The sequence below is a fragment of the uncultured Winogradskyella sp. genome (assembly GCF_963975125.1).
Taxonomy (GTDB): domain Bacteria; phylum Bacteroidota; class Bacteroidia; order Flavobacteriales; family Flavobacteriaceae; genus Winogradskyella.
The window spans coordinates 13765-40043 of sequence record NZ_CAXBGB010000015.1 but is presented as its reverse complement, the minus strand read 5'-3'; the positions used below and the strand labels follow the sequence as shown (position 1 = coordinate 40043).

At 33.0% G+C, this 26279-nt stretch carries 25 protein-coding genes; 8 read left to right on the top strand and 17 right to left on the bottom strand.

Features of this window, described 5'->3' with window-relative positions; translation table 11 throughout:
• From rodA to purH, 6 genes are all read right to left on the bottom strand, one after another.
• Positions 1-1219 (bottom strand): rod shape-determining protein RodA (gene rodA, locus AAC053_RS03905; protein WP_339753026.1); only part of this gene is annotated, 1219 nt, incomplete at its 3' end.
• A gap of 5 nt (positions 1220-1224) precedes the next feature.
• Positions 1225-3159 (bottom strand): penicillin-binding protein 2, encoded by a 1935-nt coding sequence (gene mrdA / locus AAC053_RS03900; protein WP_339753024.1) that lies wholly within the window; start codon positions 3157-3159, stop codon positions 1225-1227.
• Positions 3156-3662: a rod shape-determining protein MreD gene (locus tag AAC053_RS03895; RefSeq protein ID WP_339753022.1), complete on the bottom strand. Its 507-nt coding sequence runs from the start codon at positions 3660-3662 to the stop codon at positions 3156-3158. The genes mrdA and AAC053_RS03895 overlap by 4 nt, the downstream gene beginning before the upstream one ends.
• Positions 3655-4476 (bottom strand): rod shape-determining protein MreC, encoded by an 822-nt coding sequence (mreC, locus tag AAC053_RS03890; RefSeq protein WP_339753020.1) that lies wholly within the window; start codon positions 4474-4476, stop codon positions 3655-3657. Before mreC ends, AAC053_RS03895 begins: the two co-directional genes overlap by 8 nt.
• An 11-nt stretch (positions 4477-4487) precedes the next feature.
• Positions 4488-5516: a rod shape-determining protein gene (locus AAC053_RS03885; protein WP_339753018.1), complete on the bottom strand. Its 1029-nt coding sequence runs from the start codon at positions 5514-5516 to the stop codon at positions 4488-4490.
• Positions 5517-5686: 170 nt separating this feature from the next.
• Entirely contained in the window at positions 5687-7216 is a 1530-nt protein-coding gene (gene purH, locus AAC053_RS03880) for a bifunctional phosphoribosylaminoimidazolecarboxamide formyltransferase/IMP cyclohydrolase (RefSeq protein WP_339753015.1), read from the bottom strand.
• 144 nt (positions 7217-7360) lie between these two features.
• Between purH and AAC053_RS03875 the strand changes: the two genes are divergently transcribed.
• Positions 7361-8611, top strand: a complete 1251-nt coding sequence (locus AAC053_RS03875; protein WP_339753012.1) for an ABC transporter permease — start codon at positions 7361-7363, stop codon at positions 8609-8611.
• Here AAC053_RS03875 and AAC053_RS03870 read toward each other — a convergent pair.
• Positions 8595-9068, bottom strand: a complete 474-nt coding sequence (locus tag AAC053_RS03870; RefSeq protein WP_339753009.1) for a GAF domain-containing protein — start codon at positions 9066-9068, stop codon at positions 8595-8597. The two genes, AAC053_RS03875 and AAC053_RS03870, sit on opposite strands and share 17 nt — an antisense overlap.
• Before the next feature lie 94 nt (positions 9069-9162).
• Between AAC053_RS03870 and xrtF the strand changes: the two genes are divergently transcribed.
• The 4 genes from xrtF (at position 9163) to AAC053_RS03850 (ending at position 12769) form a co-directional block, all read left to right on the top strand.
• The gene (gene xrtF / locus AAC053_RS03865; protein ID WP_339753007.1) at positions 9163-9714 is read left to right on the top strand and encodes an exosortase family protein XrtF; all 552 of its coding nucleotides are present in this window, start codon (positions 9163-9165) and stop codon (positions 9712-9714) included.
• Positions 9707-10135 carry an exosortase F system-associated protein gene (locus AAC053_RS03860; protein ID WP_339753005.1) on the top strand — a complete coding sequence of 143 codons (429 nt, stop codon included), beginning with the start codon at positions 9707-9709 and terminating at the stop codon, positions 10133-10135. Before xrtF ends, AAC053_RS03860 begins: the two co-directional genes overlap by 8 nt.
• A 536-nt stretch (positions 10136-10671) precedes the next feature.
• On the top strand, positions 10672-11046 hold the full coding sequence (locus AAC053_RS03855) for a hypothetical protein (protein WP_339753003.1): 375 nt from the start codon (positions 10672-10674) through the stop codon (positions 11044-11046).
• Between the two features lies 1 nt (position 11047).
• On the top strand, positions 11048-12769 hold the full coding sequence (locus AAC053_RS03850; protein ID WP_339753000.1) for an AarF/ABC1/UbiB kinase family protein: 1722 nt from the start codon (positions 11048-11050) through the stop codon (positions 12767-12769).
• A 62-nt stretch (positions 12770-12831) separates the two neighbouring features.
• On the opposite strand, the gene AAC053_RS03845 is transcribed toward AAC053_RS03850, so the two are convergent.
• The 10 genes from AAC053_RS03845 to miaB all read right to left on the bottom strand — a co-directional run bounded on the left by AAC053_RS03845 (position 12832) and on the right by miaB (position 21645).
• A complete protein-coding gene (locus AAC053_RS03845; protein ID WP_339752998.1) occupies positions 12832-13434 on the bottom strand; it encodes a hypothetical protein in 603 nt (200 codons plus the stop codon).
• 180 nt (positions 13435-13614) lie between these two features.
• Positions 13615-15246: a chaperonin GroEL gene (gene groL / locus AAC053_RS03840; protein WP_339752996.1), complete on the bottom strand. Its 1632-nt coding sequence runs from the start codon at positions 15244-15246 to the stop codon at positions 13615-13617.
• A 115-nt stretch (positions 15247-15361) separates the two neighbouring features.
• Positions 15362-15637 carry a co-chaperone GroES gene (locus tag AAC053_RS03835; protein WP_339752993.1) on the bottom strand — a complete coding sequence of 92 codons (276 nt, stop codon included), beginning with the start codon at positions 15635-15637 and terminating at the stop codon, positions 15362-15364.
• Positions 15638-15802: 165 nt separating this feature from the next.
• Complete coding sequence (gene secG, locus AAC053_RS03830) at positions 15803-16159, bottom strand: preprotein translocase subunit SecG (RefSeq protein WP_339752990.1); 357 nt, start codon at positions 16157-16159, stop codon at positions 15803-15805.
• Position 16160: 1 nt separating this feature from the next.
• Positions 16161-17084, bottom strand: coding sequence for a hypothetical protein (locus AAC053_RS03825; RefSeq protein WP_339752988.1), 924 nt, complete (start codon positions 17082-17084; stop codon positions 16161-16163).
• Positions 17085-17087: 3 nt separating this feature from the next.
• Entirely contained in the window at positions 17088-17594 is a 507-nt protein-coding gene (locus AAC053_RS03820) for an LptE family protein (RefSeq protein ID WP_339752985.1), read from the bottom strand.
• Positions 17595-17792: a hypothetical protein gene (locus AAC053_RS03815; protein ID WP_339752983.1), complete on the bottom strand. Its 198-nt coding sequence runs from the start codon at positions 17790-17792 to the stop codon at positions 17595-17597. It lies immediately after the preceding gene.
• Between the two features lie 176 nt (positions 17793-17968).
• Positions 17969-19234 carry a sigma-54 dependent transcriptional regulator gene (locus tag AAC053_RS03810; protein WP_339752981.1) on the bottom strand — a complete coding sequence of 422 codons (1266 nt, stop codon included), beginning with the start codon at positions 19232-19234 and terminating at the stop codon, positions 17969-17971.
• Between the two features lie 9 nt (positions 19235-19243).
• Positions 19244-20185 (bottom strand): hypothetical protein, encoded by a 942-nt coding sequence (locus AAC053_RS03805; protein ID WP_339752978.1) that lies wholly within the window; start codon positions 20183-20185, stop codon positions 19244-19246.
• Between the two features lie 14 nt (positions 20186-20199).
• Positions 20200-21645: a tRNA (N6-isopentenyl adenosine(37)-C2)-methylthiotransferase MiaB gene (miaB, locus tag AAC053_RS03800; RefSeq protein ID WP_339753029.1), complete on the bottom strand. Its 1446-nt coding sequence runs from the start codon at positions 21643-21645 to the stop codon at positions 20200-20202.
• Between the two features lie 179 nt (positions 21646-21824).
• Between miaB and AAC053_RS03795 the strand changes: the two genes are divergently transcribed.
• The 3 genes from AAC053_RS03795 (at position 21825) to AAC053_RS03785 (ending at position 26129) form a co-directional block, all read left to right on the top strand.
• Positions 21825-22280, top strand: a complete 456-nt coding sequence (locus AAC053_RS03795) for a hypothetical protein (RefSeq protein WP_339752975.1) — start codon at positions 21825-21827, stop codon at positions 22278-22280.
• 162 nt (positions 22281-22442) lie between these two features.
• A complete protein-coding gene (topA, locus tag AAC053_RS03790) occupies positions 22443-24956 on the top strand; it encodes a type I DNA topoisomerase (protein WP_339752972.1) in 2514 nt (837 codons plus the stop codon).
• Positions 24957-24962: 6 nt separating this feature from the next.
• On the top strand, positions 24963-26129 hold the full coding sequence (locus AAC053_RS03785; RefSeq protein ID WP_339752970.1) for a formimidoylglutamase: 1167 nt from the start codon (positions 24963-24965) through the stop codon (positions 26127-26129).
• Positions 26130-26279: the final 150 nt, after the last annotated feature.

The following is a 26279-nucleotide window of genomic DNA, read 5'->3' as shown; positions in this document are numbered from 1 at the left end:
CCCAAAGACCAGAGCCACCATAACTAAAAAAAGGTAGAGGGATACCAACCGTTGGTATTAATCCCATTACCATACCTGTGTTAATGGTAAAATGAACAAATAGTATAGAAGCGACTCCATAGCCATAAACGCGACTAAATTGTGACTTTTGAGATTCCGCCAGATATAAAACCCGAATAATAAGCATTACAAATAAAAGCACTACAAAGCTACTACCCCAAAAACCCCATTCTTCACCAACAGTACTAAATATGTAATCTGTGTGTTGTTCTGGTACAAATTTACCAGTAGTCCTTGTGCCTTGTAAAAAACCTTTTCCAGTCCACCCTCCAGAACTTATTGCTTGCTCTGACTGAATGAGATTGTACGCTTCGTCCCTCTTCATTTGTTCTAATTTGGTAGGATCTTTTTCTAAACGTAACCAAAGACTAATTCTATTTTGTTGATGGATTTTTAAACCATGCTGATAGAATAATTTTACTCCATAAGAAAACCCTATAGAGACTATTAATACAGCTATATATTGAAGAATCGATGCGCGCTTCTTTTTTCGAATAAAATATCTTGCTAATAATACAGCAATAGCAACTACACTAGCAACCAAAACTCCAAATTTTAATGATAAGACTGCTAAAACTATTAATGACAGTGCCACAACTAAATATATTTGTTGCAAGCCTTCTCTATAAAACACAAAGAAAAAAGCAAGATATACAATGGTGCTACCAGCGTCATTTTGCAGTAATATTAGTAACGCAGGAATAAAGATAATAGCAACAACTCGGAGCTGATCTTTTAAGGTTTTCATATTTGTTTGCAAGTCACTAATATACTTCGCTACAGCCAGAGCTGTAGCGAATTTGGCAAACTCACTTGGCTGAATAGTCATACTGCCAATGCCATACCAAGAGCGAGCTCCATTAACATCCTTTCCAAAAATAAATAAACCAATTAAGGCAAAAATGGCGACTAAATATATAATACTGGCAAAACGCTCATAGAATTTTGCTTCAAACGAAAGGATTAGAATAATGAGTAGAAAAGTCAACCCAATAAATATCAGATGCTTACCGTAAAGTTGAGACGTGTCAAAATAACTTGTAACTTCACCAACATGAGATGCCGATAAAATATTGAGATACCCAAAACCTACCAATAACAAAAACAAAATAATGGTAATCCAATCAAATTTAAAACGTCTTTGGTTTTCTCTAAGCATCGATTTTATTGATTTATGTCATTCTGCTTTGAATTCTTTGTAGCATAGTTATCGATTACCTGAAGCGTAGTTTCTCCATTAATTTTAAAAGGTTTACCAGAATAGGGTTTTGCGTATTCATTCTCGAGACTATGGGTTAAGATCCAGTTTTCCATATCAGTTCTGGTAATATAACCTTTAATATATTTTTCGATCATTAAACTTGCCATACGCCCAGCGAAACGACTTCCCCAATATCCGTTTTCAATAAATACTGCAATAGCTATTGTGGGATTATCCTTTGGTGCAAAGGCTACAAATATGGAGTGATCGGTTAGTTGTGTTTTTACACTATCAATTTTCACAAAATTTTCTGCAGTTCCTGTTTTTCCGGAAATCTCAATACCAGGAACTCTCAACGTTTTAGCTGTTCCTTTGTTATATACATCGAACATGCCTTGTATAACAGGTTCAAAATGTTGCTTATTGATAGTTGTGTGTTTTCGAGCTGTGTATTTGTTAGGTATGGTGTCTCCTTCAATAGATTTTATAATATGTGGTGTGTAATAATAACCACGATTACCAATAGCTGCTGCCATATTTGCTAGTTGAATAGGAGTGGCTTCAACTTCTCCTTGACCGATGGCATTAGAAACAATAAAAGTTGAGCCCCAACGATTAGCTCCATAAGCCCTATCATAATAATCTCCGTCTGGTATTCTGCCTTTGTTTCCAACGGAAAGATCATTATTTAAATAATTACCTAAACCAAAACTTTTTGTGTGTTCTGCCCAAATATTCATTCCTTCACCTGCATCATCATATTTATCTATAATGCGACGATAAACATTTACAAAATAAGCATTACAAGATTGGGCAATCCCTAAATTCATATCCACAGGACTTTTATGATGGTGACAACCTGTTAGGCGCCTACTGCCATAATAATAACCCATTCTACAAGTGAATTTATCATCAGTTTTTACCACACCTTCTTGTAAGCCAATAAGTGCATTGATTACCTTAAATGGTGAGCCAGGAGGATATTGTGCTTTCAACCCTCTATCAAATAAAGGTTTTGAGATGGTATCTCTATATAATTTTGAAAAATTCTTAGAACGATTTCTACCGACTAGTAAATTTGGATTATAGCTTGGACCTGTTACCATTGCTAAAATCTCACCATTACTGGGATCTATAGCAACAATGCCACCACGTTTATGCTTCATTAATAATTCACCATAAGCCTGCAATTTGGCGTCTATAGTTATGGTTATATCTTTGCCAGGTTTTGGTAAAGTATCGTATATACCATCTTTATATGGACCAATATCCTTATTAAAACGATCTTTCTGTATAAACTTAATTCCTTTTACGCCTCTTAAAGTTTGCTCATATGTTTTCTCAACACCTTGCTTACCTATAAGGTCACCCATTTTGTAATATGGTTGTTTATCAATAATCGTACGATTAACCTCTCCGATATCACCAAGCACATTGGCACCAATACTCGTTTGATAAGATCGTAAGGATCGTTTTTGAATATAAAAGCCATCATACTTTCTCATTTTTTCTTGAAGGACAGCGTAGTCAGTCTTTGAAAGTTGAGGCACAAATGGTGATGGTAAACGACGTGAGTACTTTGTAGCTCTAGCGAGTTTTTTATCGTATTCTTTGCGTGTTATTTTCAATAGATTACAAAACTCAATCAGTTTTAAAGAATCCATAGGGATAACTTCTCTTGGTATTACCATTACGTCGTAAGATGGTTGGTTAGCAACTAGAAGCTTTCCGTTTCTATCATATACATAACCACGTTTTGGATAGTTGTAAACCTTACTTATAGCATTGTCTTCGAAAATATCGTAAGTAGAGCTACTATAAACCTGTAGGTAAAATAAACGTGCAATAAAAACGAGACCAACGAGAATAACAGTTGTTAAGAGGAGAAATTTTCTCATTTTCGATTTTGACTAAATAAAATTATAATTAAGACACTAAGTATGATGGTGAAAATACTAGAGAATAACGTCTTTTTTAATATTAAAAGTATGCTAGAGATGTTAAAAATTTCTAGAGAAAATAATATGAAATGATGTAGAACAGTACCAAATGTGATGTATGTAACTAAACTACCAATTTCTGTATTACCAAACTTTATACTTTGATGCTCGTAAAGCATACCAAAAGATGTTTTTAGTAGTATCGGTCTTGTATAAGCTAAAAAAACTGACGCAGCCGCATGTACTCCACCAGAATCAGAAAATATATCTACCAACATGCCTAAAGCAAAGCTTACCAATAAAAACACGAGTCTATTGTCTCTAATAGGGAATAAAAAGATAAATATGATATAAATATATGGGTTAATGTATCCTAGAAAATTTATGTTATTACCTAAAACGACCTGCACTAAAAGTAGTGCTATAAATCTAATAATATTTATCCCTACTACATTATTCATTACTATGATTCTCTAAAGTTTTAATTTCTGTTCTATCACCATTTTCTAAAATATAAACAGTTCCGATATTAGTCATATCGTTAAATAATTTTACTTGTATTGTATAGGTATCTCCACTTACGTCAGTTAAAAAACTATCGATGGTGCCAATTCCTAATCCTTTAGGGAAAATTGCAGATTCACCTCCTGTTTCAATGGTGTCACCAACTTTTACTGGTGCAAACTTAGAGACATCTTCAAGTTGTACATAAAAAGGGGATTTCCCATCCCATTTTAAAGTTCCAATATGGTCAGTTGATTTTAGCTTTGCATTAATTCGGCTTCGCTTATTTAAAATAGATAATACTGTAGCATAATTATTTGACGTATTATCAATGATACCAATAATTCCTTTAGATGTAAAAACTCCAAAATCTTCTTTAATACTATCTTTCTGGCCTTTGTTGAGTGTTAGGTAGTTATTGGTAAGCGAATAACTGTTTTTATAAACTTGTGCGGTTCTAATTGTATATTTTCCTTTGGAATAACTGGAATCAATATATGACGAATCCTTCATCCAAGTCCTATTAAATAATTGTTCTCTCAAGATTTTGTTCTCCTCAGCCAAAATCGTGTTTTCGTCTTTTAAATTGAAATACTGACCTATAGAATTAAAAGTGCCATATACACCTCCTGTTAATCCGTTTGCGGAATTTATGAATTTACTCCTGTGATATGAATGTGATTGAATGGTTAAAGCTAATGCAATACTAAAAAGCAATAAAAACAACAGAAAGGTTTTGTTTCTAATAACAAAATTGAAAATTTGTTGCATTATTTACCTTTTTATTTAATCAATACGCTTTTATATTTAGGTAAGTTTTTAAGTACAATCCCTGTACCTCTAACTACAGCTCTTAAAGGGTCTTCAGCAATATATACTGGTAAATCTGTTTTTTGAGATAGACGCTTGTCGAGACCTCTCAGCATCGATCCACCACCTGCTAAATAGATACCTGTGTTGTATATATCTGCTGCTAATTCTGGTGGAGTTTGAGATAGTGTCTCCATTACAGAATCTTCAATACGTAAAATAGATTTATCTAGAGCTTTTGCAATCTCCCTGAATGAAATCTGAACTTGCTTTGGTTTTCCTGTTAATAAATCACGCCCTTGAACGCTCATGTCTTCTGGTGGCAACTCTAAATCTTCAGTAGCTGCACCAATCTGAATTTTAATTTTTTCAGCTGTTCTATCTCCAACATATAAGTTATGTTGGGTTCTCATGTAATAAATAATATCATTTGTAAAGACATCACCTGCAACTTTTACAGATTTATCACAAACAATACCGCCAAGAGCAATTACTGCAATTTCAGTGGTTCCGCCACCAATATCTACAATCATGTTTCCTTTTGGTTGCATAATATCTATACCAATACCAATAGCAGCTGCCATAGGTTCGTGTATTAGATAAACTTCTTTCCCATTAACACGTTCACAAGATTCTTTTACCGCTCGCATTTCAACTTCAGTAATACCAGACGGAATACAAACTACCATACGTAGAGAAGGGTTGAAAAATTTCTTCTTTAACGCAGGGATATTTTTAATAAACAAACTTATCATTTGTTCAGAAGCATCAAAATCCGCGATTACTCCGTCTTTTAGAGGACGAATGGTTTTAATGTTTTCGTGCGTTTTTCCTTGCATCATGTTGGCTTCTTTACCAACGGCTATGATTTTTCCGCTTATGCGGTCTCTGGCTACAATAGATGGATTGTCTACAACAACTTTGTCGTTGTGTATAATTAGTGTGTTTGCGGTTCCTAAATCAATGGCTATTTCTTCCGTTAGGAAATCAAAAAATCCCATGTGTTGTTCTTAATTATTTGGGTTAATCTCTTCTACATTATAAGACTATCTGTAAATGTAATAAATTATACGATGTCAATAATGATTATAGACGTTTATTGCTTAATTTTTTTCTCAATTATTAGGGATATTACAAACTTTAATTTAAGATTCCAATATTTAAAGTGTGTTTAGTGCTTAAAATGACGTGTTCCTGTAAAGACCATTGCTACGTTATTTTTGTTACAATAGTTAATACTTAATTCGTCTTTTATAGAGCCTCCTGGCTGTATAACTGCCGTAATACCTGCATTATCTGCAATCTCTACACAATCTGGAAACGGGAAAAATGCGTCACTAGCCATTACTGCGCCTTTTAAATTAAAATTGAAAGATTTTGCTTTATGAATCGCTTGGTTTAAAGCATCTACACGACTTGTCTGTCCTGTTCCGCTTGCACACAATTGTTTGTTTTTTGCCAAAACGATTGTATTAGATTTTGTGTGTTTACAAATTTTTGAAGCAAATATTAGATCGTCTAATTCGTTTGTGGTAGCACTACTATTAGTTACAGGTTTTAAACTTTCAAGTGTGTCTGTGATAGTGTTTCTGTCTTGAACTAAAACACCATTCAAACAGCTTCTTACATTAGTTTGTGGCATTTCAATATCTTTTAAAATTAAAAGAATTCTATTCTTTTTTCCTTTGAGAATTTCTAAGGCTTCAGAAGAATAAGAAGGTGCAATTACCACTTCGCAGAATAGCTTGTGAATTTCTTCAGCAGTAGCAACATCAATTTCAGAATTACTAATTAAAACACCACCAAAAGCCGAAACAGGATCTCCGGCAAGTGCATCTACATAAGCTTGATGTAATGTATCTCGTTGCGCTATACCACAAGCATTATTGTGTTTTAAAACGGCAAATGTTGGTGCGTCATTTTTAAATTCTAACATTAGATTAACGGCAGCATCAACATCTAGTAAATTATTGTAGCTTAATTCTTTTCCATGAAGCTTTGTGAAAACAGCATCAAAATCTCCATAGAAAAACCCTTTTTGATGTGGGTTTTCTCCGTAGCGTAATACTTTACCTTTAGTTTCACTTATTTTTAAAACTGCTTCATCAAAATTTTTGTTGAAGTAATTAAAAATAGCAGTATCGTAGTGTGAAGATACATTAAATGCTTTTGCAGCGAAACGCTTTCTGTCTTCATCAGAAGTTATACCATTTTTAGATTCTAGCAACTCTAAGAATTCTGAATAATCATCAACAGAAGATACACAAGTAACATCTGCATAATTTTTGGCAGCAGCTCTAATTAAAGAAATACCACCAATATCAATCTTTTCTATAATATCTTCATTATTGGCACCAGATGCAACAGTTTTTTCAAAAGGATAAAGGTCAACAATAACCAAGTCAATTTGCGGGATTTCAAATTCTGCTAATTCTGCAACATCACCGTCATGATTTTGACGATTTAATATACCACCAAAAACTTTTGGATGTAACGTTTTAACCCGTCCGCCAAGTATTGAAGGATAAGATGTAACGTTCTCTACTGGCACAACTTCAATGCCCAAATTTTTAATAAACTTTTCTGTTCCACCTGTAGAATAGATAGTAACGTTAAGTGCGTTTAATTTTTTTACAATTGGTGCTAATCCATCTTTACTAAATACAGAAATTAGCGCTGACGAAATGGTTTTGTTGCTCATAATGTTGTGTTGTATTTTTGATGCTGCAAAAATAAACATATTCAGTAGTAAAATCTTCTTGATAAAACCAGTTTCTTTAAGTTTTTTGTAACAATAAATTGTTGAAAACGTCCTATCTTTAAATTGTTTTAAAACAGCCAACCTATGCTTGTCTATTTAAGAGTATTTAAAGAGAGTTTTTCATTCGCGTTAAATGCACTCAGAAATAATAAACTTCGTACATTTTTATCACTTTTGGGTGTTACAGTTGGTATCTTTTCTATTATTGCCGTTTTAGCGGCTGTAGATTCATTAGACAAAAAGATTAAAGAAAATTTAGCTGGCTTAGATAAAAATACAATTTACGTGACTAAATTTTCATTTGGACCAACAGAAGTGCCTAGATGGAAGCGTGATAATTTTCCTCAAACCAATTATGATGATTTTGAGTTTTTGAGGAGGAGTGTCTCAAATATTGAAGAATCAGCTTATGTTATTTTTGGGGGAAATGAGACCATTAGATATCAGGCAGAATCGATTACTAATGTAGATGTAACACCGATATCTCATGGCATATACACCATCGATGATTTAAAAATTGAAAAGGGGAGATTCTATTCAGAACTCGAGTCTGATACAGGAGCATCTGTTATAGTATTTGGCGCTAACTTAGCTGAAAATTTATTTGATAAAATTAATCCTATAGGAAAAGTTGTTCGTGTTTACGGGAGAAAACTTACAGTTATAGGTATTTTGAAAAAATATGGTAGTGGCTTTGGTGATTCTCCAGATGATAAAGCCTTTGTGCCGGTGAATTTTGTAAGAAGTTTTAGAAATGGTGGCGTAAATGGTCTTCCAGGTGCAGTAGTTATAAAACCTAAAAAAGGTATTGATATTGACGCGTTTGAGCAAGTATTAAAACAAAAATTTAGAACTTATCGTGGTTTGAAAGCAGATGAAGAGGATAACTTTTTTGTCACTAAATTATCTGGATTGGTGTCTTTTGTAGATGCAATTATTTCTGTGCTAAATACTATTGGTTGGGTTATAAGCGGTTTCTCACTCCTAGTTGGTGGCTTTGGTATTGCTAACATTATGTTTGTTAGTGTGAAGGAACGGACTAACCTTATTGGTATTCAGAAATCTCTTGGTGCAAAAAACAGATTTATCTTATTTCAGTTTTTATTTGAAGCAATCATTCTTGCTGTTGTTGGTGGTTTGGTTGGTTTATTCCTTGTTTGGATTATAGCAATGATTATGAATGGAGTGGTAGAAGAATTTGAATTTGTATTGTCCTTTGGTAATATGTTTTTAGGGTTTATTCTTTCTACATTTATTGGATTAATTTCTGGTGTCATTCCAGCAATTTCTGCTTCTAAACTAGATCCTGTAGAAGCCATTAGAACTGGTATGTAATATCATTTATTTTTGCTACTTGTTTACATACAAACTCCAAAAAACGCTCATCAACTTCTGTGAATGGATTTAAAGTATTGGAGTCAATATCTATTTGCCCAACGTTTTCTCCATTTACAAAAATTGGAATAACGATTTCGGCTTTCACAGTAATACTACACGCAATATAATTGTCTTGAGTGTTAACATCTGAAACAACAAAGTTTTGATTGCTCAGTGCAACTTGCCCACAAATACCTTTTCCGAATGGGATTATAGTGTGATTTGTTGGCTCACCAACATAAGAGCTTAGTTTTAATTCATCTTTGTCTCCGTTTTTAAAATAAAATCCAACCCAGTTGTAATAGTCTATGTTGGCTTCAAGGATTTTACAAATCTTCAATAAACGTTTATCTGTGCTTAGATTTTCTTGTGTAACTATTAATTTTATTTCAGGTTTTAATTCTTCTAAAGTCATAGGTTAAAAAACTTTTGGTAAAAGTATTTTAAAATCCGCTGTTTTAAAATACTGTTTTTATAAATTTAACAACAAACTAACACTTCCTTTTGTTTTGAAAGCACTTTTAGCAAAATATAAATTAGTTATTCGATTTATAGTCATCTTTTTGGCTGTATATTCTGTGCTGATAATTGGTTATAATTCGTATTTAAAATTATCTGAGGGGACTAAATTTTACCCAGATTATTTTACCAACTTAGTAGCAAAACAATCCAATACCTTACTTAATGGAATAGGTTATGAGGCTGATGTTATACCTCACCCAAACGAACCGTCAATGAAAATCATAATTAACGGAAAGTTTGTGGCAAGAATCATTGAAGGTTGCAATGCGATAAGTATAATTATTTTATTTTTATCTTTTATTATTGCCTTCGCAGGTAAATTTAGAACTACTTTAATGTACTGTTTCGCTGGTAGTATCATCATCTATGCTTTTAATTTAGTTCGAATTGTAATCTTGTCAGTAGGATTATATCATTACCCATGGAGAAGAGAAATTTTACACACAGTTATTTTCCCTATGTTTATATACGGAACAGTTTTTTTACTATGGATGGTTTGGGTAAATCGTTTTTCTAAAAATAAAAAAGCTAGTGAATAAGATCACAAAATACATATTGCTGATGGTCTTATTTTTGGGGCTGGTATTAATAAGAACTTTTGAAGATATTTTGTTTTACGACCCTTATCTCACATTTTTTGAAAATGTTTATTTATATATTGATAGTCCTCGACGAGAAGTCGCTAAACTGGTTTTATTTACGAGCCTGAGGTTTCTTTTAAATACACTTTTGTCTTTAGGTATATTATATGTGATATTTAAGGATAAGAATATTATTAAATTTTCTGTATTAATTTATGGTCTAGCTTATGTTTTACTAATGATACCATTCCTTTATTTTGTAACTAATCCTAAGCAAGAAGACTACTATTTGTTTTTTAATATTAGACGATTTTTAATACAGCCTATAGGTTTAATTCTATTGTTGCCTGCATTTTATTACTATAAACTCAATCGTTAAGATGTTTGTAATTCTACACTAAATCTTTAATTATTTTTTTGCACTATCTTTTTTGGTATGTTTTTCAACATTATCTCTAAGGATAGAGAAGCTTTTTGGTGGAGATGTACTAATATTTTGATGTTGTCATATTTTTTGAATCAGAAAAGCGTACTTGCGATGTTGCTTAAATAGATGTCTTAATTAACAACTAATTCTTTTGAAGGGATGCTTAATTTGGTGTTTTTACATAAGAATACTTGTCAATATCTCAATCAGTTTACTATGTTTTTTGACTGGAATACGATGACGGAATTTCTTCTTTTTGTTAATGTGCTTAACTTCTATAATTTTTGTTTTGATGAAGGCATACCACGTTTTTTGTCATTATTTATAAGTTTGGTTCAGATTTAATAATGTTAATTTTTAAAGTTAAACACATACTAATTTACATTCAAAAATAAATGAGATCTGAGTCATGCCAACTGATTAAAATCATTTTAAGATAACCCATATAGTAATATCTTGTGTTGGTTTATAATACTAAAACTTCAGACATGAAAACAAAAACCTTAATAGAGTTAGTTACACTTTCATCTAGTCTTTATGTGTTGAGTAGAGACACACATTTATTAGACAAATTTAACGATTGGTCCGAAAAAAGGAAAGAAGGTCTCAATAAGATAGCTTCAGATTCGGCTACAGATGAAGAAGGTAACGAGTTGGAACTAATGGATAAGATTTTAAATAAAGCCGATCAGGTTAAAGAAGAGCTAGAGTCTAAGATTGAAGAATTAGTATCCAAAGTGTACAAAAAAATAAACATTGCTCATTTAGATGAAATAAAAGCTTTAAATGAAAAGTTTGAACAAGCCGATGCAGCCATAGCATTATTGGAAGCAAGAGTAAATAAACTTGAAACAAAATCATAATATGAGCCTATATTCTAACATAGGGAAGAAGTATAAATCCGTATCTCGATACAATCAAATTTTAAAGGTTTTAGTAAAGTATGGATTTGAAGACTTGGTGCAATATCTCGAAGAGAAAAAACGCTTCATGTATCTTCAGCGATTAATTCCTAGAGCATCTAGAATAAATGCTACAAAATATACCAAATGGGAAAAAATGCGTTTGGTTTGCGAAGAGCTTGGCCCAACATTCATCAAGTTTGGGCAAATTCTCAGTAACCGTCCCGATTTAGTTCCCTTAAAACTGACGTTTGAATTAGAAAAACTATTAGATAATGTGCCGCCAATGCCTGAAGGTTTGGCAAAACAGGTTGTTGAGACCGAGTTAAAAGACACTGTAGAAAATCTATTTGCTTGGTTCAATCCTACACCTTTTGCTTCAGCATCTATGGCACAAGTGCATAAGGTGACACTACATAACGGAAAACGAGTGGCATTAAAGATTCAACGGCCAGGTATTAAAGGCATTATTATTGAAGATATTAAGGTAATGTACAGTATTGCTGAGGTTTTAGAAAAACGGATACCTTCTATTAAGAGTTTTGACCCAATGGGCTTGGTGAGAAATTTTGAGGATGCCATACTCAAAGAACTCGACTTTATTAACGAGTCCATCAATGTACAGCGTTTTTATAATAATATTATTAAAGATGAAAGTGCTAATCAGTTTGCCAGAGCACCAAAAGTATATCGTGAATTTACGACTGTAAAAATACTGGCTTTAGAGTTTATGTCTGGTACAAGAATTGATAACCTTTCAGAATTAAAAGACAAAAATTTTGATTCTAATGTCATTGCTAGACGTTTAGCTAAAAGTTATTTTAAGCAGATTTTTAACTATGGATTCTTCCATGCAGATCCTCATCCTGGGAATTTATTGGTACTTCCTAATGGTCATATATGTTACTTGGATTTTGGTATGATGGGCAGTATTTTGCCACGAGACATTGAAGTATTTGGCAAGCTGTTTTTGGCCATTACAAGAAAGGATGTAAATAAAATTATTAAGGCATTACAACAATTATCTAACTATACCAATATAGAAAACATAAGAGCCTTAGAGTTTGATATCAATGAATTTGTTGAAAAATTCTATGTACGTTCTGTGCATAAAAATGAAATGAGTACCATTTTAATAGAGCTAAAGGATATCATCATTGCACATGGATTAAAAGTGCCAACTCATTTTTTCTTATTTGCCAGATCATTGGTGACAATAGAGGGTGTTGTGCATAAACTGGATCCTGATTTAGATCAATATACTATTGTACGACCATTTTTATTAAGAGCTGTTGCTAAGAGTTTTAATCCAATTAGATTTGGAGAAAAAGCTCTTAATTCAGTCTATGAATTGGGTAATTATATGGAGGATTTCCCAAGGGATTTAAAGAATGTCATTCGTAAAATAAATAGAGGAGAGGTTAAAGTAGATTTAACACATAAGGGTATAGATCCAATGGTGCATACTATACAGCGTGTTAGCAAGCAAATTGTATCTGCTTTTATAATTGCAGCACTAATAATTGGTGCAGCCATGTTTATTATTTCAGGTATAAGGCCTCTTTGGGGAGGGATTTCAATACTAGGTATCGTTAGTTTGGCTATTACTCTGATAATTGCTTACGGTCTGATAAAAGATATAAGAAAGGGTGATCATGATGAATGGTGGTATCAAAATAAATAGATTTTAAAAAGAAAAGCAAACCTAAATTTTCTATTTTTCTAGGTTTGCTTTTCTTTTTAAGACTAAGCAGTTTTTATAAACGCTTTTTTAAAATGACGAAACCCTTCAGAAATTTCTTCTTGAAAATGCTCCCATTTGGTTTCTTCTTTTTCACTATATTTAGTCTTAATTCTATCAATGAACTCATTAAATTCTTGCTTCCCTTTTATAAAAGAGGTTTTAGCACCATCCTTACCTTGTTCAAATTTTTGTTCTAAAATTTCAAGGTTGACTCTAAATTTTTCAATTTCCAATAATACAAACGCATACAGACGGTTTATGCGCTTATCGGTTTTAATTTTTACTTCAATTTCATGAAGTTTAGACAATAGTTTTCTCTTTTCTACTCTAAAACTATCTATACTTTCAGCTTTTCCTAATTCTAATTGTATGCGCAATTCATCAAATTTGGTGTCAATGTCTTCTATTTTGTCTTTACCTGCGTGAATTTTAGATTTAGCGTCATGTAAGACATTGTTGAATTTCTTCTTTACCTCTTCGTATTTGTCTTGTGCTTCAACTTTTCCCAATGCAGCTTGTACCTGAAGCTCTTCTATTTCAATCGCTGCTTTTCTCAATGTTTCGACTACGGTATCAATAAATCGAGTTTCTTCCATCGTTTTCATTATATTATTATTTTAGGTTATATACAAATATGGATACAATTCTGATAAATTTCAATGAGCAATATCAGTTATGGGATTTTAATATTCTTAATTTTTAGATATAAAAAAGCCCCTGATTCTCATCAAGGGCTTTATAGTTGTGATTGACTTAAGTCAATGCTTACGTGTCGAGGTAATCGACTACATCATGCCAGGCATACCGCCTCCACCCATTGGTGGCATAGCCGCTGCATCTTCTTTAATATCTACTAAGGCACATTCTGTAGTTAAGATCATGCCAGCTACTGAAGCAGCATTTTCTAAAGCGATACGTGTTACTTTCTTAGGATCTATAATACCCGCTTTTAGCATATCTACATAAGTTTCAGATTTAGCATCGTAACCGAAGTCTTTCTTGCCCTCTAAAACTTTGTTGATAACAACAGAACCTTCACCACCTGCATTTTCTACAATAGTACGTAAAGGTGACTCAATCGCTTTATTTACAATTTGCACACCAGTAGTTTCATCTAAATTATCAGTAGTGATTTTTTCTAAAGTTTTCTTAGCTCTTACTAAAGCAACTCCACCACCTGCAACTATACCTTCTTCTACGGCAGCTCTTGTTGCATGTAGAGCATCATCAACTCTATCTTTCTTTTCTTTCATTTCTACTTCAGAAGCAGCTCCTACGTATAGTACAGCAACACCACCAGCTAACTTCGCTAAACGCTCTTGTAACTTTTCTTTATCATAGTCAGACGTCGTAGTTTCTATCTGTGCTTTAATTTGGTTCACTCTTGCTTTGATGTCAGCAGCTTTTCCACTGCCATTTACAATTGTTGTATTGTCTTTGTCAATAGTTACCGTTTCTGCTGTGCCCAGCATTGAAAGATCTGCATTCTCTAAAGAGAAGCCTCTTTCTTCAGAAATAACAACACCACCAGTTAAGATAGCAATATCTTCTAACATAGCTTTGCGTCTGTCTCCAAAACCGGGAGCTTTTACAGCAGCAATTTTAAGCCCACCACGTAATTTGTTTACTACTAATGTTGCTAAAGCTTGTCCTTCAACATCTTCTGCAATGATTAATAATGGACGACTAGATTGTGCTACTGGTTCTAATATTGGAAGGATCTCTTGTAAGTTAGAAATCTTCTTATCAAATAATAAGATGTAGGGATTCTCTAAATCAGCAATCATTTTATCTGCATCTGTAACGAAGTATGGAGATAAATAGCCTCTGTCAAACTGCATACCTTCTACAACATCTACATAGGTTTCCATTCCTTTGGCTTCCTCTACAGTAATCACACCTTCTTTGCCAACTTTACCAAAAGCCGTTGCTATTAAATCACCGATAGTATCATCGTTGTTAGCAGAAATAGCCGCCACTTGCTTAATTTTTTCAGAAGAGTTACCTACTTTTTGAGATTGCTTATCAAGATCTTTTACTATTACTGTAACAGCTTTATCTATACCACGTTTTAAATCCATTGGATTTGCACCAGCAGCAACATTTTTAAGACCTTCTTTTACAATTGCTTGTGCTAAAACAGTCGCGGTTGTTGTACCATCACCAGCTAAATCGTTGGTCTTGGAAGCGACTTCTTTTACCATTTGCGCTCCCATGTTTTCAAGTTCATTCTCTAGCTCAATTTCTTTTGCTACAGTAACACCATCTTTAGTTACTTGAGGTGCACCAAATGATTTTCCAATAATTACGTTACGACCTTTAGGACCTAAAGTTACTTTTACTGCATTTGCTAAAGCATCAACTCCACGTTTAAGACCGTCGCGTGCTTCAATATCAAATTTTATATCTTTTGCCATGTTTATTATTTTAGCTTTTAGCTGTTAGCACTTGGCTTTTAGCTAAAAGGTTTAATTTATAAATTGATTTGTTTTGGATTGTGCTAAAGGCTTTAGACCAATAGCAAAAAGCATTTTAGATTATCGCCAAGATGTCACTCTCTCTCATCATTAAATAATCTTTACCTTCTAATTTAAGATCAGTACCTCCATATTTACCGTAAAGTACAGTGTCACCAACTTGTACAGTTAATGGTTCATCTATTTTTCCGTTGCCAATAGCAACAACAGTTCCCTTTTGCGGTTTTTCTTTTGCATTATCTGGAATAATAATACCAGAAGCCGTAGTCGTTTCAGCTTCCATTGGTTCTACAAGAACACGGTCTGCTAAAGGTTTAATGTTTAAAGCCATTTGTTATATGTTTTTGGTTATTTAAAGTTAATTTACGCTTTAACGTAGTTCGAAAATTATGCCAATAGATAATGACTGACAAAGTTTCAGATTATCTGCCGTATAGTAGAAATAAAAAAAGCCAACTATTTCAGTTGGCTTTTTAATATTGCTTTAAGCTAATGCTTATTTGTTTTGTTCTGTAGTACCATCTGTTGTGTCTGCATTGTCAGTAGCAGCGGGCGGAATCGTTACAGGAATTTCAGTTGTTTCATCAGCATCGTAAGCCTTAGATTCTGTTACAACACCAGCATCAATAGTAAGGTTAGAGGCTAAAATTAGGAGTATTAAAACTGTAGCTAAGAACCAAGTACTCTTATCTAAAAAGTCTCCTGTTTTTTTTACACCACCTAACTGCTGGGTGCCTCCGCCACCAAATGATGATGATAAACCTCCGCCTTTAGGATTCTGAACCATTATTACTACAATTAGTAAAAAGGCTACGATTACGATTAGTATTAAAAATATTGTAAATGCACTCATTTTATAAGGTATTATTGTCTTTTAATTCTTGTACTAGTTTTATTTGGTCTGCAAAGAAACTACTTTTTTCTGGATATTTCAAACTTAAAATTTTGTAAGATTGAATTGCTTTATCGTAGTTTTTTTGCTCTAGATAAATACGTGCCAAAGTTTCTGTCATTAAGCTGTCAGAAATGTCCTCATCATTATTTACCAATTTTGGTTTTGGAGCATTGCCAGAAACAGGTTTTATTTTTGGATTCTCGCTTAAAAATTTATCTATAATAGTGAGTTTGTCTTGCAATGGAGTAGAAGTCTTATTTTCTAAAATTTTATTTTTAATAGCGACTTCATCTCTTACAATAGGCTTAAAACTTGTTATTTTTAACCATTCTGAAAACGAATGATTTTCAGATTTATTAAATTCTAATGGTTTACCAATATTGAGTTTCTTTGCTGGAGTAATATTCTTAACATCAACCGAAATGATGGAATTTTCAATTTTTGGCGCTTCTATTTTTACCGTTGGATTGACTTTTGTTTTAAATAAATCGGGATCTAAAACACCTTCTGTAGCTTTGATGTGTTCTTTTAAAGCATCATCGATTGTGACACTTTTATTTATTGAGATATCATCAATTGCATTAACTTCTAGAGATTTTATATGCTCCGAATTTTGCTTTATTTGCTTCGATATTTCATTCTGATTAAAAACTTCGGAAGTGATATAGTCAAACAAAACACTGCGATCTGCTGTATAAGCAGCCGTAATTTTTAAAGCATTATTGTATTTGTAGCTTTCCTTTTGTTTTAAACCTTTTAGGTACAATGCTCTTAAAGGTTGAAAATAAGGGTAGTCTTTAATTTGAGTTGAAAGCGTATCTACTTGAGATGCAGTTACGGCTTCAGGATGTTGTAATAAATATGTAAGTTCTTGAAGTTGCATAGTTTACCAGTTGGCTAAAGAAGCGTTGAAAATATCTTGAGTAAGACGTTCAAAAATTTCTTCGAAGGCTTCATCTCTTGTGCTCCCTGTTAACTGGGCATTTGCAGGATAATCAAAAAAGAAGGAGAAGCGTTTTTCAAAATCCTTTTCTTCGTCTAAAGTGTTAAAATACCTTACGTTAACACTAATAGTTAATCTGTTTTGAGCAGCTGTATTCTGAGCTGTAGCAGTCATTGGCGCAATTCTGTATTCGGTAATTTCACCTTCAAAAATTAAATCTGCACCAGAGCTAGATAAATTTAAACTGGTTTGATTTACAATTAAGTCTTGTAGTGCATTTGTAAAATCAATATCTAAACCAGGTTCAATTAAATCTGCATTGTTCTGAAAAAAATTAACCTGAAAAGATTTGGCATCACCTGTATCTGCACCAGTTAACGAATACGTCACTTTACAAGCGGTTAGAGTTATAAACAAAACTGAAAGTATAATATATTTTAATAAGTTCATTTAATAAGTGTTAGGACGTTTCATCGTTATAAAAGCGTAGATATAACCTGCATTATCTGCGACGTCAAAATCTACATTAATAAGGCGGTAACCTTTGTAATGTTTTTTGTTAATTAAATCTTCTGCTTCTTGTCTTATGGAGTCAGAACTATTTCTAGTAAATGACTTGCGTATCATAAATATTTCAACAGCTTTCATCGGTAGTTTTTTAATCTTATGAAATCAACTTAATTAGAAATTTAAAAATATATATTTTCGTATAGCTGATTTTGGGTGACTATTTTTATAGTTTTTTAAAGGTTACAAGGAAAATCCATCAATATCCTTTCCTTTATTAAACGATAATTTAGTTGATGATGTTTCATAAACTTATATTAAAGATCGAATTGTTTTATTTTTCTGTATAAAGTACGCTCACTAATGCCTAGTTCTGCAGCGGCCATCTTACGTTTTCCACTATGGCGTTCTAGAGATTTCTTAATCAATTCTAACTCCTTGTCATGTAAAGACAGGGTTTCTTCTTCTTCAATCTCTTGGGCAAAATGATATTTGTCTTCAGAATCAGAAACAACAGACTCATTAACCTCTGTGTGCTCAGGAATGGATAATACCTCTAAGTTTTCTACAGCAGCGTCAAAATCATTTTCTTTTTCATCACCATAAATTTTCTGAATTAAGTGCTCATTATCTTTTTGAACATCAGAAACACTTCCATGTTTCATAAGTTCCATGGTGAGTTTTTTAAGATCATTTAGATCACCCTTCATATCAAATAAAACCTTATACAAAATCTCACGTTCACTACTAAAATCACCTTCAGCTTTAGAATTACTAATTACAGCTGGTAAATTACTGCCTGTATTTGGTAAATAGCTTTGAAGCGTGGGTGCATTTATAGTTCTGGTTTGTTCTAAAACCGAAACTTGTTCAGCAACATTTCGCAATTGACGAATATTACCATTCCAGCGGTATTTTAAAAGTGAGTTGATGGCATCGTCTGTTAGCTTTATCGTTGGCATTTTATATTTTAATGCAAAGTCACTCGCAAATTTCCGAAACAGTAAATGAATGTCTTCTTTACGTTCTCTCAGAGCAGGAAGATTAATATCTATAGTGCTTAAACGATAATAAAGGTCTTCTCTAAACCGCTCTTTCTTAATAGCGTCAAACAAATTAACGTTTGTAGCGGCAACGATTCTTACATCGGTTTTTTGGACTTTACTAGAACCTACTTTTATAAATTCACCATTCTCTAATACACGTAATAAGCGTACTTGAGTGGTTAGTGGTAATTCACCAACTTCGTCTAAAAATATTGTACCTCCATCTGCGACTTCAAAATAACCAGAACGTGTTGCTGTTGCACCTGTGAAAGCGCCTTTTTCGTGGCCAAATAATTCGCTATCAATAGTGCCTTCTGGTATCGCTCCGCAGTTAACGGCAATATATTTACCGTGTTTTCTGTGTGAAAGCTGATGTATAATTTTGGGAATACTTTCTTTACCAACACCACTTTCACCAGTTACTAACACTGAAATATCAGTAGGAGCAACCTGTATCGCTTTTTCTATGGAGCGATTGAGTTTAGGATCGTTTCCTATAATACTAAAGCGTTGTTTTATGGCTTGTATGGATTCCATTAATAAATGTTAATTTACGTAGGTGAAGATTTCTTCAGTAGTTATACCACCACTTCCTGCATTTAATAAAGCTGAATTAATACTGCCGTTTCTAGTGATAATCCTGTCTTCAGAATCGTATGTTATTGCTAAATCTGATGGGCCTTCTGGCGTAGTTGCACTAACCATATTATTTGTGCTTCCCCATATTACCAGCCAATGCTCAAATTGATCGTCATAATTATCGTTGAATAATTGATACTTATAAAAATCTTGAAAAAGAGAATTTACAGGATTTGTTGTGTCGTCGAATGTATAAGTGAATGTTCTTGCTCCATCTCCTGTCATTACTGATGAAATTAAATTGTTGTTTGAGTCATAACTGTGGTTTTCAATCCGAATTGAATTACCATTATTTAAAGTCTCTCTTTCAATAAGTTTATCTTCATTATCAAAAGTGTAAATTATAGATTCTGTTGAGCCAACTTCAGTTCTTGTAGAAATATTTCCATTGTGCTCTATATTGTAGGTGTAATTTTCTTCAGAGAATTGCGTATCAACAAAATTAATCTGTACAATATTATCACCATTGTAAACAATGGATGTTGTGCTAAGTAGTCCGGACCCATCTGAAACCGAGGTTTCAATTACTCTCCCGCTACCATCTCTCACAACTGGTGCTGTTCCATCTATTATAGCTCCGAAAAATTCAAATCTTGTATTTTGAGAGCTAATTTGACCGGAAGAGTTAATACTGAAATCTGTATCTATTGTAGAAACTCCTACACCAGTATCTATTGCTTTGTTATAAGTATAACTAGACATAGCAAATGTTCCTCCGTTTTGGTTACCACCACCATTGTTACCTCCGTTGTTACCACCTCCTTGTTCTGTAAAATCTGGGTCTAAGGGTTCATTTTCGCAAGCAGTAAATAATGATAACGTTAATAAGATTAAAACTAATTTTTTCATATTATGATTTTTGATTAATTATTTTTTGAATAGTCAATGGCTTCTCCAATAAGTGTAGCACTAGTGCAATCTGTTACATTTACGTTTACTAAATCACCTACTTTATAATGTTCTTTTGGGAAAACGGCAACGGTATTGTCTGATGTTCTACCAGACCAATGTAAATTTGATTTTTTAGAAGGTTTCTCAATTAATATTTCAACAGTCTTATTTAAGTGTTGTCTTGTTTTAATTTCACTATGCTTGCGTTCTAATTGTACTATTTCAGTTAGGCGACGTTTTTTAGTTACTTCTGGGACATCATCTTCCATTTTGCGACCAGCCATAGTTCCTGGTCGCTCAGAATAGGTAAACATATAACCGAAGTTGTATGTTACATACTCCATAAGTGATAAGGTATCTTGATGATCTTCTTCAGTTTCTGTTGGGAAACCTGCAATTAAATCTACACTTATAGAACACTCAGGTATTATACGTTTAATACTATCAATGAGCTCAAAATACTCTTCGCGTGTATGCAAACGATTCATCTCCTTTAAAATACGGTCACTCCCGCTTTGTACTGGTAAATGAATATGCTTACAGATGTTATTGTACTTTGCCATGGTCTCAATAACATCTAATGTAAAATCTTGAGGGTTAGATGTAGAAAAGCGAATACGCATTTTTGGTTGCGCTTTTGCAGATAGTTCTAGTAACTTGGCAAAGTTAACTGCTGTTGCTTTTTGTAGCTCAGATGCTTTTTCAAAATCCTTTTTTAAGCCTCCTCCATACCATAAATAACTATCTACATTCTGACCTAAAAGTGTAATTTCTTTATAGCCTTTTATCCATAGATCATTAATTTCTTCAATTATACTTTGCGGATCTCTACTGCGTTCTCTTCCACGCGTAAATGGTACCACACAAAATGTACACATATTATCGCAACCACGAGTTATAGATACAAATGCTGTAACTCCATTACTATTTAATCTTACAGGTGAAATATCACCATACGTTTCTTCCTTAGAAAGTAAAACATTAATGGCGTCTCTGCCTTCATCAACTTCGGCCAATAGATTTGGTAAATCTTTGTAAGCATCTGGTCCTACAACTAAATCTACGATCTTTTCTTCTTCTAAAAATTTTGTTTTTAAACGTTCTGCCATGCAACCTAAAACGCCAACTTTCATTTTAGGATTAATACGTTTTATAGCATTGTATTGTTGCAATCTTTTTCTAACGGTTTGCTCAGCTTTATCTCTAATTGAACAGGTATTGACTAAGACGAGGTCAGCATCTTCAAGATTTTGTGTGGTATTAAAACCTTGTTCAGAAAGAATTGATGCTACAATTTCACTATCGCTAAAATTCATAGCGCAACCATAACTTTCAATAAAGAGCTTTCTTTTGTTGGCTGTTTTTTGATCTAGTACTAAGGTGTTACCCTGTTTGTTTTCGTCTATAGTTTTTCCCATATTTATTTTCCACTTCTCTGGAAATCTAAATTCTATTTCACTCAAATCTCAATAAGCATGCAAAGATAGGATTATTTTACAGATTATGACAAAGTGGCAGTTGTAATGTTATTCAAACTTTATCATTTTTTAAATTTAAAGATTAATTTACGCAACCATTTTTAATTTTTAACATCTAAATGAAAAACAACATTATGAAATCTAGTAAAATTATATTCCTTTTCTTTTTTTGTTTGTTGCTTCTGAATTTTCAATGTGACGATGATGATGATGATGTTCAGACAATTATGTGTGATACTGAAGTGATCGTAGATAATTCAGTATATCAAGCAGTAGAAGCTAGCTTTTATAGTATAGTAACTAGTGAAATTGATGGAGATTGCTTAGCGGTTAATATTGCTGCTAGTGGTTGTGGTGGAGAGACTTGGGTGTTAACTTTAATAGATTCTGAAGACATAGCAGAGTCAATGCCGCCTCAGCGATATTTAAAACTATCCTTGTTTAATAATGAAGCTTGTTTAGCCATATATAATAAAATTCAATCTTTTAATTTAACTCTACTTAGAATAGATGGAGTAAATGAAGTGGTGTTAAATATTGAAGATTTCCCAGAACCTTTAATATATGCATATTAATTAAGAATTAAAATATTTTTATACAGTAGAAGCCTTGCATAACGTAAGGCTTCTACTGTTTTTAAAAAGGGTAAAATCACGACTAAATGTATGGTATTTCAGACCAAATTAGGATTGTAACTTAAATTTCATATACATTTGTAACCTTAAAAAAAATAAAGAATGCCGAAGAATTTAGTCATAGTTGAGTCACCTGCAAAGGCAAAAACCATAGAGAAATTTTTAGGAAAAGATTACAAAGTAGAGTCCAGTTTTGGGCATATTGCGGATCTACCCTCTAAAGAATTAGGAGTTGATGTAGATGGGGATTTTATGCCAAAATACCAGGTCTCAAAAGACAAGAAAGATGTCGTTAAAAAGCTTAAGAGTTTAGCTAAGAAAGCAGATATGGTTTGGTTGGCTAGTGATGAGGATCGAGAAGGGGAAGCAATTGCATGGCATTTAGCTGAAACACTAGGGTTAGACAAGGATAAAACAAAGCGAATTGTATTCCACGAGATTACTAAAACTGCTATAAATAAAGCTATTGAAAACCCAAGAAGCATTGATTATAATTTAGTAGATGCGCAACAAGCAAGACGTGTCTTAGATCGTATAGTGGGATACGAATTGTCTCCGGTATTATGGAGAAAAGTAAAAGGTGGTTTGTCTGCAGGTAGAGTACAATCAGTTTCTGTGCGTTTAATTGTAGAACGAGAAAGAGCAGTTCAAGGTTTTGAACCTATAGCATCTTATAGATTAGATGCAGAATTTAAAACAGTTAACGGAAATTCATTTAAAGCAAAGTTGCCTAAGAATTTTAATTCTGAAGAGGACGCATTAAAATTTCTGAACGATAATATTAATGCTTCATATCAAGTTTCTGACTTACAAAAAAAACCAGCAAAAAAATCTGCTGCAGCACCATTTACAACATCTACACTGCAACAGGAGGCCTCACGTAAATTAGGATACTCTGTTGGTAGAACAATGAGTAATGCTCAGCGTTTATACGAGGCTGGTCTTATTACTTATATGAGAACAGATAGTGTTAATCTGTCTGAAGAAGCCAAAAAAGGTGCAGAGAACGAAATTATTTCGGCTTATGGAGCAGAATACAGTAATCCTAAAAATTACAAAGGCAAATCTAAAGGAGCGCAAGAAGCTCACGAAGCAATTAGGCCAACAGATTTTGCTAATCATACTGTTAATGCAGAGCGTGACCAAGCAAGACTATATGATTTAATCTGGAAACGTGCTATTGCCTCTCAAATGAGTGATGCAAAATTAGAGCGTACAAATCTTAAAATTCAGATTAATGCATCTAATAAAACAAATAAGTTGTTTGTTGCAAATGGTGAAATTATAACGTTTGAAGGATTCCTTAAAGTTTATTTAGAAGGTACTGATGATGAAGATGCAGAGCAAGAAGGTATTTTACCAGATTTAAAAGTTGGAGAAAAACTTCAGAATAAATATATCACAGCGACACAACGTTTTACAAGACCTCCTGCTAGATATACAGAAGCTTCTTTAGTAAAGCAGCTAGAAGAACTAGGTATTGGTCGTCCATCTACTTATGCACCAACTATTTCTACTATTCAGAATAGAAACTATGTTGAAAAAGGAACAAACGAAGGTGATGAGAGAGCATACAAACAATTAGTTTTTCAAAATCAAAGCATAATAGATAACGCCCTTACAGAAAAAGTAGGTTCAAATAAAGGAAAGTTAGTACCTACCGATATTGGTATAATAGTCACAGACTTTTTGGTGAATCATTTTGAAAGTATTCTAGATTACAACTTTACTGCAAAAGTAGAAGAAAGCTTTGATGATATAGCGGAAGGTAAAGAAGATTGGAGAGTTATGATGAAAGATTTTTACAAAGGCTTTCATCCACAAGTTGAAGATGTGCAGGAAAATGCAGAACGCGAATCTGGCGAACGTATTCTAGGTGAAGATCCTAAAACTGGTCGCCAAGTTAGTGTGCGTTTAGGTAAGTTCGGGCCTATGGTACAAGTTGGTACCTTAGAAGACGAAGAAAAGCCAAAATTTGCAAGCTTATCTCCAGATCAGCAATTAAATTCTATAACCTTTGAGGAAGCTATGGATTTATTTCAATTACCAAAAGCTTTAGGGCATTACAACGATGATGAAGTTGAAGTAAATAATGGTCGTTTTGGTCCTTATGTACGGTTTGGAAAGAAGTTTGTATCACTTCCTAAAGGCGTTGACCCTTTAAGTGTAGAGTTAAATGAAGCCATTGTGTATATAAAAGAGAAGGAATTAGCAGATGCTCCTATATATGTATATAAAGATTTAGAGGTAATTAAAGGTAAAGGACGTTTTGGACCATTTATAAAATGGAACAATATGTTCATAAACGTTAATAAAAAATACGATTGGGATAATTTATCTGAAGAAGACATTGTAACTTTGATCGAAGAAAAAATTCAGAAAGAAATTGATAAGGTTATTCATAATTGGGAAGATGAAGGTGTTAGAGTAGAGAAAGCAAGATGGGGAAGACATAACATTATAAAAGGAAAACAAAAAGTTGAGTTAGCAAAAACGGTTGATGTAAGTAAGATGACCTTAGAAAAGGCAAAAGCTCTACTCGAAAAAAACGCACCTAAGAAGAAGACTACAAAAAAGAAAACTACGAAGAAGAAAGCCACTACTAAAAAGAAGTAATACACTATGAATTTTAATTTTCTAACACCTGTTTCAGATGCGGTTTTAGCTCATAAAGAGTTAACAGCGCAACAGGCACTAGGAAAAAAAATTAAAGTTCATTCACGAAAAAATGGAATTCCAGATTTAGAGGGTGTACAAATGGCTATCATCGGAGTTCAAGAAAATCGAAATGATATTAATTACATTGGTGCCACTATTAATTTCGATTCTATTAGGCAAACATTATACACTTTGTTTCCTGGCAATTGGCATACTACGATTGTAGATTTAGGTGATATTGAGCCAGGGGAAACCGTTGAAGACACCTATTTTGCTATTAGAACTGCAATTACTGTTTTGGTAGAAAAGAATATTATACCAATTATTCTTGGAGGCAGCCAAGATTTAACTTATGCCAATTATAGAGCTTACGATACTATTTTACCAATGGTAAATATTATTAGTGTTGATACAAATTTTGATTTAGGTGACGCCAATCTTCCTATTAAAAATAATAGTTATGTTGGTAAAGTTATAGTGGAAGAGCCATATAATTTATTTAATTACTCTACTATTGGGTATCAGACTTATTTTAATTCGCAAGAAGAAATTGACCTTATAGAAAAACTTTATTTTGAAGCCTACCGTTTAGGAGAAATTTCTGGAGATATAAACAAGGTAGAACCGTTAATGAGAGATGCTCATATTGTATCTGTAGATTTAAAATCAGTAAGAGCAGCAGAAGTTAGTGAGAATCAAAAATATTCTCCTAATGGTTTTACAGGAAAAGAAATTTGCGCTATCAGTAGATATGCAGGTATAAGCAATAAAGTATCATCCTTTGGTATCTATGAATACATTAGTTCACAAAATGATAGCGCCACATCTATGTTGGTTGCTCAAATGATTTGGTATTTTATCGAAGGAGTAAACTGTAGAGTAAAAGATGATAATTTTTTAAATGAAAATAACTATCAAAAATATAACGTTTTGGTAGAAGATGACGAGCTTATTTTTTATAAGAGTTTAAAAACTGGACGCTGGTGGATTGAAATTCCTTTTTTGCCAGATGTTAATAATAAATTAAAAAAGCACACGTTATTACCTTGCATGCATTTCGATTATGTGCGTGCAACAAAAGGTGAAATACCAGAGCGTTGGTATAAGGCCTACAGAAAGAATAGCTTCTAAAATAAGCACTTTATCGATATTTAACATTTTTTTAGTCGATGAAATGCTTATTTTTAGGATAAAGTGTAAAATAACTTTAAAAAAAGTTGTTTATTAGGAAATATATAAATATGTTTACGACCTTAAAATTAAGGACGACTAATTTAACCT